This window comes from Endozoicomonas sp. ALB032 (assembly GCF_049310125.1).
GTDB lineage: Bacteria > Pseudomonadota > Gammaproteobacteria > Pseudomonadales > Endozoicomonadaceae > Endozoicomonas_A.
The window spans coordinates 5,328,385-5,344,449 of record NZ_JBLYNW010000001.1 but is presented as its reverse complement, the minus strand read 5'-3'; the positions used below and the strand labels follow the sequence as shown (position 1 = coordinate 5,344,449).

Annotated in this window: 8 protein-coding genes; all 8 read right to left on the bottom strand. The window is 46.3% G+C overall.

The window, feature by feature from the left end; genetic code table 11:
• Window positions 1-120: 120 nt before the first annotated feature.
• A complete protein-coding gene (locus ACO6VG_RS19465) occupies window positions 121-3,354 on the bottom strand; it encodes a CHY zinc finger protein (RefSeq protein WP_422475224.1) in 3,234 nt (1,077 codons plus the stop codon).
• 297 nt (window positions 3,355-3,651) lie between these two features.
• The gene (locus ACO6VG_RS19460) at window positions 3,652-5,487 is read right to left on the bottom strand and encodes an RING finger domain-containing protein (RefSeq protein WP_422475222.1); all 1,836 of its coding nucleotides are present in this window, start codon (window positions 5,485-5,487) and stop codon (window positions 3,652-3,654) included.
• Window positions 5,488-5,636: 149 nt separating this feature from the next.
• Entirely contained in the window at window positions 5,637-7,199 is a 1,563-nt protein-coding gene (locus ACO6VG_RS19455; protein WP_422412953.1) for an F-box/WD repeat-containing protein, read from the bottom strand.
• Between the two features lie 149 nt (window positions 7,200-7,348).
• Window positions 7,349-8,950, bottom strand: a complete 1,602-nt coding sequence (locus ACO6VG_RS19450) for an F-box/WD repeat-containing protein (RefSeq protein WP_422138029.1) — start codon at window positions 8,948-8,950, stop codon at window positions 7,349-7,351.
• A gap of 149 nt (window positions 8,951-9,099) precedes the next feature.
• Complete coding sequence (locus tag ACO6VG_RS19445) at window positions 9,100-10,707, bottom strand: F-box/WD repeat-containing protein (protein WP_422138028.1); 1,608 nt, start codon at window positions 10,705-10,707, stop codon at window positions 9,100-9,102.
• 145 nt (window positions 10,708-10,852) lie between these two features.
• Complete coding sequence (locus ACO6VG_RS19440; RefSeq protein ID WP_422133842.1) at window positions 10,853-12,460, bottom strand: F-box/WD repeat-containing protein; 1,608 nt, start codon at window positions 12,458-12,460, stop codon at window positions 10,853-10,855.
• A 149-nt stretch (window positions 12,461-12,609) separates the two neighbouring features.
• The gene (locus ACO6VG_RS19435) at window positions 12,610-14,226 is read right to left on the bottom strand and encodes an F-box/WD repeat-containing protein (protein ID WP_422133841.1); all 1,617 of its coding nucleotides are present in this window, start codon (window positions 14,224-14,226) and stop codon (window positions 12,610-12,612) included.
• A 149-nt stretch (window positions 14,227-14,375) separates the two neighbouring features.
• The gene (locus tag ACO6VG_RS19430) at window positions 14,376-15,992 is read right to left on the bottom strand and encodes an F-box/WD repeat-containing protein (RefSeq protein WP_422441818.1); all 1,617 of its coding nucleotides are present in this window, start codon (window positions 15,990-15,992) and stop codon (window positions 14,376-14,378) included.
• Window positions 15,993-16,065: the final 73 nt, after the last annotated feature.

The following is a 16,065-nucleotide window of genomic DNA, read 5'->3' as shown; positions in this document are numbered from 1 at the left end:
TGCATCTCACTGACCAGGATCAATGCAGATCACCCAGGGATTATGGGAAAGAAAAGGCGTGTTAAACCGCTTTCAATAAATGCACACCGTCGGGCAATTATTATGTTCATGTTCACCTTCTTACGGGTATAGGGGATGCCTGCAAACAGGGCAGTGTTTTAACCTGTTTTGAACCATCGCAAGGCCGCACTCCCCGTGGACCTGGTGGGAGCAGGGAAGGACAAAACGGCTGCCGGGGACCTCTTCCAGACAGATGCAGCAGGTTTCGCGCCCTGAGATTTGCCGGCATTTGTGCGTGCTTTGTAAATTTATATCAAGGCAAAGGTTGCAAACATCACAGTGAAAGAGTTTATCCTTGCTCCTATGGCAAGCATCACATTTATCGCAGTGGAACATGGATCTTTCGCTAGAGGTAAAGAGTTTGCAACGTGCACAGAAATATTCCGACATTTGCTGGTGGCAGCCAGGGCATTTCTGGGAGTTTTCTGTAATGTCCCCCTCATATTTGCAGAGAGAACATTGAAACTGTTTTGCATCAAACGGCAGTTTATTCGTAACCTCGCATAGATCACTTTCGTTATGACATCTATGGCAGGGGAAATAGAATCTGCAGCAGTCAAATTTCAGAAGGCAGAGTCTGTAGTAATGAAAACAGAGCGACATTGGTTTTTTTTGTACAGATGTCGTCGACTGTGCCTTCGACGGGCTGGTCGTTGAAATCGGTTGCTGCTCTCCATGGGGCATATCGTCTACTGATGGTAGCTCTGAATGCTCATTGGATGAGTTTGTCGCCTCATACGAAGGGGTTGCAAGCTCATTGTGAGTGCCCGACTGCTGGTAAGAACCACTATGCCCGGCACCATTGCTTCCCATCGGCGGGCTGGCGGCTGTCATAGGTTCTTGCGCCCAATGGGGCATAGCGTTTAATGATTCTCGTAGCTCTCTGAGCACATACTGCGCCTTTTCAAGTTGTTTACTAAAGCATTCGTTTTCAGCCTGCAGGTAGCTCACGCAGCTCCGTAATCCCTGGTTATCTGTATTTAACGCTTGATTCTGCCTTCTTAACCCTTCAGCATCCATTCTTAACTCTCGATTCTCTTTGCTTAGCCCTTTAACTTTTTCAGTTAACTCTTCAATCTGTTGTCTTTTATTTTCTTGTTTTTCCTGAGCTCCTCTTTTCAGCTCAACTTCGATTCTTAGCCTGCTGTACTCATTTAAAACAGTTTCCAGCTTTTCTAAACCACAATTGATAGTTTGAAATTCTTGATTGTTGGGGCTGTCGCCTGCATTAGATGGATTTCCCGGAGTAATCGCTGGGGTATCTGAAAGTAGTCCGTGGGTATACTTCATCGGTGCAGGCAGGGATGGTTGGGAATAAGGTTGCCGAGTGAGAAGGGAGTTGTCGACAAAGCCAGAGGCTATTGTTCTGTTAGAAGTGCTGTCTCTACTAATGATTGCAGCCCCTTGCAGTGGAGGCTGCTGTGGTAAAGTGTAAGTTTTTAACTGAATCAACAGTCGATTTAAGAAATGTTTTAATTCATGAAACGATGGGTGTTGAGGGAATTGTGTAACGGTATATAAAAAAGAGGTGGAAAGTGTAAATGACTGTGCGCCAATAAGAATATCTAGCCTTACTTCCGGATCTGATATTTGTCCTAGCGGATAAAGAATAAGTTCAAGTGGGTTGGAACGGAGCAGGAACAATTGAACGAAGTACTCTGCAAAGCAACATTTTTCAAATTGTCCTATAGGTGGCTGTTGGCTGGATTGGTTGACTCTGTGGATTATATCCCGAACAATTTTATACAAAATGATCAGGTTCTTGTTTCCAGCTTCGGACAGAGTCCGGTCAGGTGGAATTATCGGCTGGAGTTCAGACGGAATGTTAACATCATCCAAAGTCCGTGTTTTATCACTGGTGGCTTCTATCAGCTGTTCGATAAAACGGTTGCGCGTTGAGTTTTCGTAGAAGGAACGCTGCAGCTTCAATATCGCCTCAAGGGGCGTGAGACTAATGCCCTCGGTGTTTGTGCTTTTTGTTTCCAAAACCTGCAAACGCAGAGGCATGTTCAGCTCAACCAGTATTTGCCTCAGCTTAAAAACGGCATCGGGATCGTCGCTTTCAATGATGGCTACAAGTTGCTTCGCCAGTACCTGAAGGTCTTGAGTCCTGCTGTTTTTTTCACTTTCTTTTCCATTGTCGTCTTTTCTGTTATTACCATCTCCACTGCTATCATTGTCTTCTCGCTGTGAATTGCGCTCCTGATCTTCAGGGGCACCTTTTTTTTCTTTTTGATGGTCGTTATTTTCGTTCTTTAGTGATTTATCTTGTACCTTATCCGATGACTCCCCATCCCCATTACCTGCCTTTAATACATCAGCATGATCTGTCTTCAAGGCAGTGTACTCAAGAAATAGTTTTAGACAGTCAAGCTGCCACTGAAGGCTCTCGCTGGCTGGGCAAGTAGTGGCGGCACGCTGGAAGAGGGTGTTCCAGAAATTAACATCGGTCAGTTGTTCTATATTCAGGAAGTTAAGCCAACCAACGGGTATAACGGCCTCACTGGAAGAGCCGTCGGCATTGACGCGTGTCATTTTCAGACGCGCCGGGGATCGCTGTTCCGCAAACGAGACAGAATCCTTGCCTATGGACATCAGCCAGTTGATGACGGGTTTCAGGATAACCAGGTCAATTTCGAAGAATCCCGATGGTCTTCCCCCTCCGCCTCCCGGGGGGGGAGGCGAATAGAAGAAGCCTCCATTACCGCCACCGGTAAAATCGGTGTTGCCAGCGAACCCGGCTCCTTTCAATGTGATTGTGTTATTTTGGTTTTGCCCGATTTTCAGCCCAATGTCGGGCAGGTTGTCGGGATAGAGCAGAAGGGTCAGCGGGCTAGCCTGGGTTTTGTCGTTCAGCGGTTGATCGGTGGTTACAGAAATAAGCTCTGGTCTGTCCGCCGTCGTGGATTTCAAGCGAACCAGTGCGCTATTCTCAGAGGCACCTTGTGAGAGAGGCCGGAAGACGGGTGTTTGCTTCTCATTTGGAAGCACTAGCTTATAGCAATAGTCACTCAAGTCGTTCGTGACCCATATTGCGATACTGTTCAAATCAGTTGGTACCACAGGTGCCTTAAAGCAAAGGATGCTGTTTCGGTCATTGAAGCTTTCCGAAAGCAGCAAACTCACTTGCCAATGACTCACATCCCGGGGATCTGTATCGTCGCTGATTTCAATCTGAACTCTTTGTCCATCGGGATTATGTCGGTCGATGATGGTTGAAGAATAGACTGATGGCACAACTACGATAGTTATCAGAGAAACAACAAATGCTATGAATAAACGACAAATTTGCATTCGAATCCCTCAAAAAAGGCTGTGTCAATAATATCAATTCCATTCTTTTCGCCTGATAGCAAACGGCAGGACAATCCGTTTTGACTTTCTGTTCTGGAAAAATAAAGGAACATCATTGGTTGATTTCATTATTTGTTGTAGAAACAGAGAATAGCCAAAAATTTCTGAATCGCTAAACGGTTAATTGTCTTGTGCCAGAGTGCTTTTCGCTGAATCAACCTCTTTGCCAGAAAAATACTTGTCTATCTGGCCAGTTAAGTATTTACAACGGGTTTTTCGGATGAGCTTTCTATTCAATCAGTCTTCCTTCCATAACTCAGTGATTGTTGCCTTGTGACCACCCATCGCCATGGGACCTCTGCCGGCGGTCAACACAAAGCGACTATCGTTGCTGAAGGAGGCTGGTTTTATCGGACCACCATGTCGGATGGTGACTTCATGTTTCCATGTTGCATCGCCCCTACGGCTATAGATTTTCGCCCTTCTATCTACACCAGCGGTTAACACAAAGCGGCTATCGGGGCTGAAGGTGGCTGATATCACTGGGTCATAATGGCGGATGATGGTTTCTTCTTCCCATAATCCATCATCCGTCAGGCTATAGATTTTTGCTTTACCATCTTCACTGGCGGTTATTACATAACGGCTATTGGCGCTGAAGGTGGCTGAGTTAATCATACCTTTATGGTGAATGGTGGCATCTTCTTTCCATGAGCCATCATCTTTCAGACCATAGATTTTCGCCTTTCTATCATCACTGGCGGTCACCAGATGGTGGCTATCGGCACTGAAGCTGGCTGAATTGACCGTCTTATCATGGGTAATGATGACACTTTCTTTCCATAAACCATCGCTCCACTGGCCAGTGATTTTTACCTCGTTATCCTTACCGACAGTCACAATATGGCTGCCATCAGCACTGAAGCTAGCTGATTTGACCGGAGTATTATGGCGAATGGTCATTTCTTCTTGCCATGATCCATCGTTTTTCTGAGCAAAGATTTTCGCAGTATGATCCTCACTGGCGGTCACCAGATGGAGGCTATCTGCACTGAAGATGGCTGAGTTGACAGTGTTGTCATGGACAATGATGGCTTTTTCTTTCCAGACTTGATCGGCTCGCTTGCCAGCTACTGTCACCCGATTTTTGTTTTTTATAGTTACAAAAAGCTGACCATCGGCATTAATTTCAACGACTCTCTCCCTTTGCCCATTAGATACAGTCAGTACATGGTTGCCATCGGCACTGAAGGAGGCTGATTCGATCGAACCACTATGGTGAATAGTGGCTTCTGTTTCCCAGGTTCCATCGTCCTTTTGGCCAGTAATTTTCGCCCTGTGATGCCTGCCGACAGTGACCACATGTCGTCCATCCTGACTGAAGGAGGCTGATTTGATCGGACCATAGTGGCTGATAGTGACTTCTTCTTGCCATGATCCATCCGCCTGGTAGCCATAGATTTTTGCCGTTCCATCGTCACTGGCGGTTATTACCAGGTGGCCATTGCTGCTGAAGACGGCGGAGTTGATCTTATATTTATGGATAATCTCAGCTTTTATAACCGGATGAATTATTTTTCGCAGGATACTTACATACTGTAAATCATCCGATGCCTGGCTGTTATGTCTGCAAAGTTGGACAAAATGATATAAGACTCCATGACATGCTTCTGCTTTATTCCATTCGTTCACTGCTCTGGCAGCAATATCTAATGAGTAACAACCGTCGTATTTATCCAATAGCCCATTTAAGTCTTTAAGTTTGTTCCTTAAGCTAATCAATTCTGCGCGACAAACAGGGCAGGTTTTAACTGTCCTGTTTCGCAGTCTGGTTTGCAGCCACTGATACAAACAATGCACGTGAAAAAGGTGTTTACATGGCGTTTTCATTATACTTGCCGTGTGTGACCCATAACAGACTGAACAATTCTCGTCAGTAACTTGCGCTTGTTCCAGTTTGAATGCACTGTCGCTGAAAGCACTAATGTTGATTAAAGCATTCAATGCTGTTTTTTCAGTGACATCGGAGGTTCTACCCTCACTAACAGAAGATGATACACTTCCCCGGCGAGCTCGCTTTGGTGGTGGCGAGTATGAACCTGAAATGCTGGAGTTATTATTAATTCCGTCCATGTCTGGCTCCTCCAAAGTTAGCGTTTATTTCCGGTTAGCAAAGACAGTAAACATTGATTCTGTAAATCAGAATGGGTTTTAGCATGAAAGTTCATAACATCTTGTTTAGCGCAACGGATAAAGTTTCTTTCAGCACCTACAGGGTGATGTTATCCAGTGACAGCAGACAAAAAATGATGTCTCCGCAGTTCAGTGATTTTTACCATGCCATACTCGCTGGAGGTGATCACCTGGCTGCCATCAGCGCTAAAGGTGGCCGATGAGAGCCAGTCATCATGAACAATGGTGGCTTTTTCTGACCAGGACCCATCATCTTGCTGACCAATGATTTTTGCCGTTTTATCAAGGCTGGCAGTCACCAGATGGCGGCCATCAGGGCTGAAGTTGGCTGATATGACGTGACTCTTATGGGAAAAGGTGGTTTTTACTTTCCACGAGCCATTGGCTTTTCTGCGGTAAATTTTTACTCTGTGATCGTAGCCGACAGTCACCAGATGGTGGTTATCGGTGCTGAATCTGGCGGATTTGACCCAGTGTTGAATGGTGGTATTTTTTTTCCATGATCCATCGGCCTCCTTGCCATAGATTTTCGCCTTCCGATCAGGAGTGTTGGCGATCACATTGCCAGTGTCGGCTCTGAAGATGGCTGACAAGACGTTACTAACATGGGTAATGGTATCTTTTTCTTCCCATGATCCATCGTACTTCTGGCTATGGATTGTCACCGTGTTATCAGAGGCGGTTAATACATGGCAGCCATCGATGCTGAAAATGGCATCATAGAAAAAAGTCTCATTGGGAAGGGTGGCCGTTAGCTCCCATGATCCATCGTTCTTTCGACTATGGATTTTCGCTGTATAATCCCAACTGGCGGTCAGGATATTTCGACCATTGCTGCTAAAGCTGGCTGATTTGACGATACCATTATGGTGAATGAGGGTGTTTGGCTCCCATGATTCATCACAACTCAGATCATATATCTTCGCCGTACCATCCGAACTGGCGGTGACTGCATGATGACCATCGGGGCTGAAAATCGCTGATCTGACCCGTCCTTCATGGGCAATGGTGGTATTTTTTTCCCATGTTCCATCAGGCTTATGGCCGTAGATTTTTGCCGTATTGTCTCCATTGGCGGTCACCAGATAGCGGCCATCGGCACTGAGTGCGGCCGAGTAGACTACATTGATGCTTCCCATTCGGATGAGATCGTCAATGTTGGCTTTAGTAACCAATTCAAAGGTATCACATTCAGACATCAGCTTAGCCTTGGTGAAAAATAACAGACCAGGTAAATAAACACTCGTCGGTCGGCGATCTGCGAGTGAATCGGCTAACGCTTTATTATTCGAAAATGACTCAAACCATGCACGGAGTTGATCCTTGTTTTTTGTACTGAGGGTCATCCTTAGTTGCTGCTGATGTGCTGAAGTAAACTGGCGATACCAGGCTTTTGCCAGAGCGTTATCTTGCTTGATAACGTCGCGAAGACGGGTAGATACCTTTTGTAAACTGCGAATATCCCGAAGTTTCAAATGGCAAAAAATCATGGAAAGTGTATCTGAGGCCAAATCCTGTAATGAAAGTTTTTGCTTTTCTTTCTTGTCAGCTACTGTGATGGACCTACCCTGATGGTCAGCCGTTAGTGCCAGCGCTCTGGCTCTGGCTCGCGTCAGTGGAGGTTCAAAACCGGAATTATTGATTCCATGCATGTCTGGATCCTACAAAGTGGGTGTTTAATCTCGATCATCAGGGAGGTTTAAAAATTATTTAGTTAGTCAGAGACATTTCCAGAATGAAAGTTCATAACAGGTTGGTTAGTGAAACTGACAAAATGACTTTCGGCCCATGCAGAATAGTGTCACCCACTGACTGCAGACAATAAATGATTCCTGCGTAGTTCAGTGATTTTTACTATGCCATCCTCACTGGAGCTGATCACCTGACTGCCATCGGCATTAAAGGAGGCCGATGAGAGCCAGTCATGATGAACAATGGTGGCTTTTTCTGACCATGAGCCATCGTCCTGCTGACCAATGATTTTCGCCGTTTTGTCCCGGCTGGCAGTCACCAGATGGCGGCCATCAGGGCTGAAGGTGGCTGAAATGACGGTACTCGTATGGGAAAAGGTGGCTTTTTCTTGCCACAAGCCATTGGCTTTTCTGCCGTAAATTTTTACTTTGTAATCGTTGCCGGCAGTCACCAGATGTCGGCTGTCGGGGCTGAAGGTGATCGAGCTGACAGCTTCCCCTTGATTGAAGGCACTTTCTTCCCATGACCCATCGGCCCTCTTGCCATAGATTTTCGCCTTGCCATCCAAACCGGCAGTGGCCGCAAAGCCATTATCGGCACTGAAGGTGGCTGACATGACAAAACCATTATGGGGAATGATATCTTTTTCTTCCCATGATCCATCGTACTTCTGGCTATGGATTTTCACCGTTTTATCAGAGGTGGTTAATACATGGCAGCCATCGATGCTGAAAATGGCTGAATGCACAAAAGACCGATTGGGAAGGGTGGCCGCTAACTCCCATGATCCATCGTTCTTGCGGCTATGGATTTTCGCTGTGCCATCCCAGCTGGCGGTCAAGACATGTCGACCATTGGTGCTGAAGCTAGCTGAGTTCACGATACCATGATGGTGAATGAGGGTGTTTGGCTCCCATGATTCATCACAACTCAGACCATATATCTTCGCCACATGATCCGAACTGGCGGTGACTAAATGATGACCATTGGGACTGAAAATCGCTGATTTGACCCGTCCGTCATGGGGAATGGAGGTTTTTTTTTCCCATGTTCCATCAGGCTTGTGGTCATATATTTTTGCCGTTCGGTCGCCATTGGCGGTGACCAAATAGCGGCCATCGGCACTGAGTGCGGCCGAGTGGACTGTATTGATGCGTCTAATTCGGGTGAGATCGTCAATACTAGTGGCTGAGTTGTCTTTATAATTTTTGTCAATGATGGCTTTAGTGACTAATTCAAAGGTGTCACATTCAGACATCAGCTTTGCTCTGGTGAAAAATACCAGACCAGGTAAATAAAGACTCATCGACCGGCGATCTGCAAGTGAATCGGTTAACGCTTTATTATTCGAAAATGACTCAAACCATGCACGGAGTTGATTCTTGTTTTTTGTACTGATGGTCATTCTTAATTGATGCTGATGTGCTGAAGTAAACTGGCGATACCAGGCTTTAGCCAAAGCGTTATCCTGTTTGATAACGTCACGAAGGCGGGTAGATACCTTTTGTAAACTGCGAATATCCCGAAGTTTCAAATGGCAAAAAATCATGGAGAGTGTACCTGAGGCTAAATCTTGCAATGAAAGCTTTTGCTTTTCTTGCTTCTCAGCAACAGAGACGGACCTGCCCGCATTGTTACCCGTTAGTGCCAGTGCTCTGGTCTGGGCTCGCTTCAGTGGTGGTTCAAAACCGGAATTATTGATTCCATGCATGTCAGGATCCTGCAAAGCGGGTGTTTGTTCTTGATCACCGGCGAGGGTTAAAAATTGTTTAGTTAGTCAGAGGCATTTCCAGAATGAAAGTTCATAACAGGCTGGTTAGTAAAACTAACAAAATGACGTTCAGTGCCTGCAAGATGGTGTCACTCAGTGACAGCAGACCATGAATGATTCCTTTGCAGTTCAGTGATTTTTACTATGCCATCCGAACAAGAGGTGATCACCTGACTGCCATCAGCGCTAAAGGTGGCCGATGTGACGAAGTCATCATGGGCAATGGTGGCTTTTTCTAACCATGTCCCATCATCCTGCTGACCAATAATTTTCACAGTTTTCTCATAGTAGGCAGTAGTCAGCAGATGGCGACCTTCAGGACTGAAGGTGACTGATGAGACCGCCCTGCCATGGGAAAAGGTGGCTTTTATTTCCCAAAAGCCATCAGCTTTTCGGCCGTAGATTTTCGTGCCATCGCTGCTGCCAGTGGCTAGATGTCGGCCATCAGGACTGAAGTTAGCCGATTTGACCAGATTCCTGTGTTGAATGATTTTATTTTCTTCCCATGATCCATTGGCCTTCTTGCTGAAGATTCTCGCCTTGCAATCCTTACTGGTGGTGACCACATAGCCACCATCGGCGCTGAAGGCGGCTGACATGACAGAACTATCATGGGGAATGGCATCCTTTTCTTCCCATGATTCATCAGCCCTCTGACTATAGATTTTTGCGGTATTATCCCAACAGGTGGTTATCAGATGGCAGCCATCGTTGCTGAGGGCTGCTGATTCGAGACGAAATCCTAGGGAAAGTATGGCTGTTAATTTCCATGATCCATCGCGCTTGTGGCTATGGATCTTCACCTCTCCGTCGAGACTGCCGGTCAATACATGTCGGCCATCGGTGCTGAAGGCGGCTGAATGGATCTGATAATAATGGAGAATGATGATTTTTCGTTTCCATGATTCATCGCACCCCAGATCATATATCTCTGCCGTGCAGCCCGCACTGGTGGTGACTAAATGATGACCATTGGGACTGAAAATCGCTGATTCGACCAGTCCGCTATGGGGCAGGGAGGTTTTTTTTTCCCATGTTCCATCAGCCTTTTGGCCGTAGATTTTTGCCGTTTTGTCGCCATTGGCGGTGACCAGATAGCGGCCATCGGCACTGAGGGCCGCCGTGCTAACTCGATTGCGGTTTAATATACGAAGGTATTCAGCAATGCAGTTCGCTGAGTTGGTATCATAAGTTTTGTCAATGGTGGCTTTAGTGACTGATTCAAATGTTTCACATTGAGACATCAGTTTAGCCCTGGTGAAAAATAATACCGGTGAATAAACACTCGTCGGCTGGCGATCAGTGAGTGACTCGAGTAACGCCTGATCATTGGAAAACGGCTCAAACCATGCACGGAGTTGATTCTCGGTTTTTGTAGTGAGGGTCATCGTGAGTTGATTCTGGTGTGCTGAAGAAAACTGGCAATACCAGGCTTTTGCCAGAGTGTTATCTTCCTTGATAACGTCGCGAAGGCGGGTACATACCTTTTGTAAACTGCGAATATCCCGAAGTTTCAAATGACAAAAAATCATGGAAAGTGTATCTGAGGCTAAATCTTGCAATGAAAGTTTTTGCTTTTCTTTCTTGTCAGCTTCAGTGATGGACCTACCCTCGAGGTTACCTGTTGGTGTTAGTGATAGAGCTTGAGCTTGTTTTAGTGGTGGTTCAATAACGGAATTATTATTTATTCCATGCATGTCTGAATCCTGCAAAGTTGGTGTTTATTTTCGATCACCAGGGAGCTTTAAAAATTATTCAGTCAGATAAAGTTCCAGAATGAAAGTTCATAACAAGTTGGTAAGTACAACTAACAAAATTTCTTTCGGCACACTCAAGATGGTGTTACTCACTGACAGCAGACCATGAATGATTCCTTCGCAGTTCAGTGATTTTCACTATACCGTCCCGACTGGAGGTGACTACCTGACTGCCATCAGCGTTAAAGGTGGCCGATGAGATCCAGGCATCATGGGCGATGGTGGCTTTTTCTGACCATGAGCCATCATGCTGCTGACCAATGATTTTCACCGTTTTTTTGTGGCTGGCAGTAGTCACTATATGAAGACCATCAGGACTGAAGGTGGCTGATGTGTCCCAACCAGTATGGGGAAAGGTGGTTTTTTCTGCCCATGAGCCATTGGCTTTCAGGCCGTAGATTTTTAATGTGCCATCATTGCTGGCAGTGACTACGTGGCGGCCATCGAGGCTGAAGGTGGCAGAGTTGACTCTTATCCTGTGTTCAATGATGGTATTTTCTTCCCAGGATCCATCGGCGCTCTTGCCATAGATTTTCGCCTTGCCATCCAGACTGGCAGTGACCACATAGCTACCATCGGCGTTGAAGGTGGCTGAAATGACACCTCTATCATGGGGAATGACACCTTTTTCTTGCCATGATCCATCGCCCCTCTGGCTATGGATTTTCGCCGTCTTATCCCAACAGACGGTCACCACATGGCAGCCATCGGTGCTGAAAGTGGCTGACTCGACAAGATCATTATGGGGAAGGGTGGCCGTTAATTCCCATGATCCATTATCTTTCTGGCTATGGATTTTCGCTGTTTGATCCCAACTGGCAGTCACCAGATGTCGACCATCGGTGCTGAAGTTGGCTGATCTGATGAATCCATCATGAATAATGGTGGTTTTTGGTTCCCATGGTTCATCACACTCCAGATCATATACCTTCGCTCTGTTATGACTGGCGGTGACCAGGTAGTGACTATCGAGGCTGAAAATCGCTGATTTGACCCATCCTTCATGAGGAATGGTTGTTTTTATTTCCCATGATCCATCAGGCTTGTGGCCATATATTTTTGCCGTCTTGTCCGCATTGGCGGTAACCAGATAGCGGCCATCAGCACTGAGGGCCGCTGAGTCGACTTCATTTTCATGCACCATACGGATGCGATCATTTAATGAGGTGGCTGAGTTGGCTTTGTAAGTTTTGTCAATGGTGGCTTTGGTGACTAATTCAAAGGTTTCACATTTAGACATCAGCTCAGCCCTGGTGAAAAATAACAAAGCAGGTGAATAAACACTCATCGGCTGGCGCTCTGTGAGTGACTCGACTAACGCTCTATTATTCGTAAATGACTCAAACCAGGCACGGAGTTGATCCTTGTTTTTTGTACTGAGGGCCATCCTGAGTTGCTGCTGGTGTGCTGAAGTAAACTGGCGATACCAGGCTTTTGCCAGAGTGTTATCTTGCTTGATAACGTCGCGAAGGCGGGTAGATACCTTTTGTAAACTGCGAATATCCCGAAGTTTCAAATGGCAAAAAATCATGGAAAGTGTATCTGAGGCTAAATCCTGCAATGAAAGTTTTTGCTTTTCTTTCGTGTCAGCCAGAGTGATGGACCTGCCCGCATGGTTACCCGCCTGTGCCAGCGCTCTGGCTCGGGCTCGCGTCAGTGGTGGTTCAAAACCGGAATTATTGATTCCATGCATGTCTGGATCCTGCAAAGCGGGTGTTTATTCTCGATCACCGGGGAGGGTTAAAAATTGTTTAGTTAGTCAGAGATATTTCCGGAATGAAAGTTCATAACAGGTTGGTTAGTAAAACTAACAAAATGACTTTCAGTACCTGCAAGATAGTGTCACTCAGTGACAGCAGACCATGAATGCTTCCTTCGCAGTTCAGTGATTTTTACGATGCCGTCCCGACTGGAGGTGACCACCTGACTGCCATCAGCGCTAAAGGTGGCCGATGAGATCCAGTCATCATGGGCGATGGTGGCTTTTTCTGACCATGTCCCATCATGCTGCTGACCAATGATTTTCACCGTTTTCCTGTAGCTGGCAGTAGTCACTATGTGGAGACCATCAGGACTGAAGGTGGCCGATGTGACCAAACCAGTGTGGAGAAAGGTGGTTTTTTCTGCCCATGAGCCATTGGCTTTCAGGCCGTAGATTTTTAATGTGCCATCATCGCTGGCAGTGACTACGTGGCGGCCATCGAGGCTGAAGCTGGCCGAGTTGACTATTAGCCTGTGTTCAATGATGGTATTTTCTTCCCAGGATCCATCGGCGCTCTTGCCATAGATTTTCGCCTTGCCATCCAGACTGGCGGTGACCACATAGCTACCATCGGCGTTGAAGGTGGCTGACATGACAGCTCTATCATGGGGAATGACACCTTTTTTTTCCCATGATCCATCGCCCTTCTGGCTAAGGATTTTCGCCTTCTTATGCTGACAGACGGTCACCACATGGCAGACATCGGTGCTGAAAGTGACTGAATGGACAGAATCGTTATAGGGAAGGGTAAGGGTGGCCGTTAATTCCCATGATTCATCCTCTTTCTGGCTATGGATTTTCGTTGTGCCATCACGACTGGCGGTCACCACATGTCGACTATCGGAACTGAAAGCGGCTGATATGACGAAATTACCATGGGAAATGGTGGTGTTTGGTTCCCATGATTCATTGCACCCCCGATCATAGATTTTCGCAGTGTGATCTCCACTGGCGGTGACTACGTGGTGACTATCGGGGCTGAAAATCGCTGATTTGACACATCCTTCATGAGGAATGGTTGTTTTTATTTCCCATGATCCATCAGGCTTGTGGCCATAGATTTTTGCCGTCTTGTCTGCATTGGCGGTAACCAGATAGCGGCCATCAGCACTGAGGGCCGCTGAGTTGACTTCATTTTCATACATCATACGGATGCGATCATTTAATGAGGTGGCTGAGTTGGCTTTATAAGTTTTGTCAATGATGGCTTTGGTGACTAATTCAAAGGTTTCACATTTAGACATCAGCTCAGCCCTGGTGAAAAATAACAAAGCAGGTGAATAAACACTCATCGGCTGGCGATCTGTGAGTGACTCGACTAACGCTCTATTATTCGAAAATGACTCAAACCAGGCACGGAGTTGATCCTTGTTTTTTGTACTGAGAGCCATCCTGAGTTGCTGCTGATGTGCTGAAGTAAACTGGCGATACCAGGCTTTTGCCAGAGCGTTATCTTGCTTGATAACGTCGCGAAGGCGGGTAGATAGCTTTTGTAAACTGCGAATATCCCGAAGTTTCAAATGGCAAAAAATCATGGAAAGTGTATCTGAGGCTAAATCTTGTAATGAAAGTTTTTGCTTTTCTTTCTTGTCAGCAAGAGTGATGGTCCTGCCAGCATGGTTACCCGCCACTGCCAGCACTCTGGCTCGGGCTCGCGTCAGTGGTGGTTCATAACCGGAACTATTGATTCCATGCATGTCTGGATCCTGCAAAGCTGGTGTTTATTCTCGATCATCAGGGAGGGTTAAAAATTGTTTAGTTAGTCAGAGACATTTCCGGAATGAAAGTTCATAACAGGTTGGTTAGTAAAACTAACAAAATGACTTTCAGTACCTGCAAGATAGTGTCACTCAGTGACAGCAGACCATGAATGCTTCCTTCGCAGTTCAGTGATTTTTACGATGCCGTCCCGACTGGAGGTGACCACCTGACTGCCATCAGCGTTAAAGGTGGCCGATGAGATCCAGTCATCATGGGTGATGGTGGCTTTTTCTATCCATGTCCCATCATCTTGCTGACCAATAATTTTCACAGTGTTGTCATAGCAGGCAGTAGTCAGCATATGGCGGCCCTCAGGGCTAAAGGTGGCTGATAAGGTCCAATCCCCATAGGACTCATAGAAAAAGGTGGCTTTTTTTTTCCACAAGCCGTTGGCTTTTCTGCCGTAAATTTTCACTTTGTTATCGTTGTCGGTAATCAACAGGTGGCGGCCATCGTTGCTGAACCTGGCTGATCTGACAATTCCCCAGTGTTGAATGGTGGTATTTTTTTTCCATGATCCATCGGCCTTCTGACCATAGATTTTCGCCTTCCATTCCAGACCAGTGGCAACCAAATAGTGGCCCTCGGCGCTAAAGGTGGCTGACAGGACATCACCAACATGAGGAATGGCATCTTTTTCTTCCCATGATCCATCGTCCTTCTGGCTATGGATTTTCACCGTATTATCAGAGGTGGTTAACACATGGCAGCCATCGATGCTGAAAATGGCTGAAGCGCCAGCAGTTTTATGGGGCAGGGTGGCCGTTAGCTCCCATGATCCATCGTCCTTCCGGCTATGGATTTTCGCTGTGCCATTCCAACTGGTGGTCACGACATGTCGACTATTGGCGCTGAAGTTGGCTGATTTGATGTCACCATTATGGGAAATGATGGTGTTTGGCTCCCATGTTTCGTCGCACCTCAGATTGTATATCGTCACCGTGCCACCCGAACTGGCAGTTACCAGATGGTGACCATCAGAGCTGAAAATCGCTGATTTGATCTCTCTGACATGGGGAATGATGGTTTTTTTTTCCCATGTTCCATCAGGCTTATGGCTGTAGATTTTTACCGTATTGTCGCCATTGGTGGTCACCAGAAAGCGGCCATCGACACTGAGTGCGGCCGAGTGGACTCTATTGTTTCGTCTAATTCGGATGGGATCGATAATGCTGTTGGATGAGTGGGTTTTATAAGTTTTGTCAAGGGTGGCTTTAGTGACTAATTCAAAGGTATCACATACGGACATCAGCTTAGCCTTGGTGAAAAATAACAGACCAGGTGAATAAAGTCTCATCGACCGACGGTCTGTGAGAGATTCGACTAACGCTCTATTATTCGTAAATGACTCAAACCAGGCACGGAGTTGATCCTTGTTTTTTGTACTGAGGGCCATCCTGAGTTGCTGCTGGTGTGCTGAAGTAAACTGGCGATACCAGGCTTTTGCCAGAGCGTTATCTTGCTCAATAACGTCGCGAAGGCGGGTAGATACCTTTTGTAAACTGCGAATATCCCGAAGTTTCAAATGGCAAAAAATCATGGAAAGTGTATCTGAGGCTAAATCCTGCAATGAAAGTTTTTGCTTTTCTTTCGTGTCAGCCAGAGTGATGGACCTGCCCGCATGGTTACCCGCCTGTGCCAGCGCTCTGGCTCGGGCTCGCGTCAGTGGTGGTTCAAAACCGGAATTATTGATTCCATGCATGTCTGGATCCTGCAAAGCGGGTGTTTATTATCGATCACCTGGAAGATTTGAAAATTATTTAGTTAGTCAGAGA

What these genes read in the sequence shown, in the direction of transcription:
- ACO6VG_RS19465 (WP_422475224.1), bottom strand. Translation starts at nt 3,354, where the DNA reads ATGCAAATTTGTCGTTTATTCATAGCATTTGTTGTTTCTCTGATAACT.
- ACO6VG_RS19430 (WP_422441818.1), bottom strand. Translation starts at nt 15,992, where the DNA reads ATGCATGGAATCAATAATTCCGGTTTTGAACCACCACTGACGCGAGCC.
- ACO6VG_RS19445 (WP_422138028.1), bottom strand. Translation starts at nt 10,707, where the DNA reads ATGCATGGAATAAATAATAATTCCGTTATTGAACCACCACTAAAACAA.
- ACO6VG_RS19460 (WP_422475222.1), bottom strand. Translation starts at nt 5,487, where the DNA reads ATGGACGGAATTAATAATAACTCCAGCATTTCAGGTTCATACTCGCCA.
- ACO6VG_RS19440 (WP_422133842.1), bottom strand. Translation starts at nt 12,460, where the DNA reads ATGCATGGAATCAATAATTCCGGTTTTGAACCACCACTGACGCGAGCC.
- ACO6VG_RS19450 (WP_422138029.1), bottom strand. Translation starts at nt 8,950, where the DNA reads ATGCATGGAATCAATAATTCCGGTTTTGAACCACCACTGAAGCGAGCC.
- ACO6VG_RS19435 (WP_422133841.1), bottom strand. Translation starts at nt 14,226, where the DNA reads ATGCATGGAATCAATAGTTCCGGTTATGAACCACCACTGACGCGAGCC.
- ACO6VG_RS19455 (WP_422412953.1), bottom strand. Translation starts at nt 7,199, where the DNA reads ATGCATGGAATCAATAATTCCGGTTTTGAACCTCCACTGACGCGAGCC.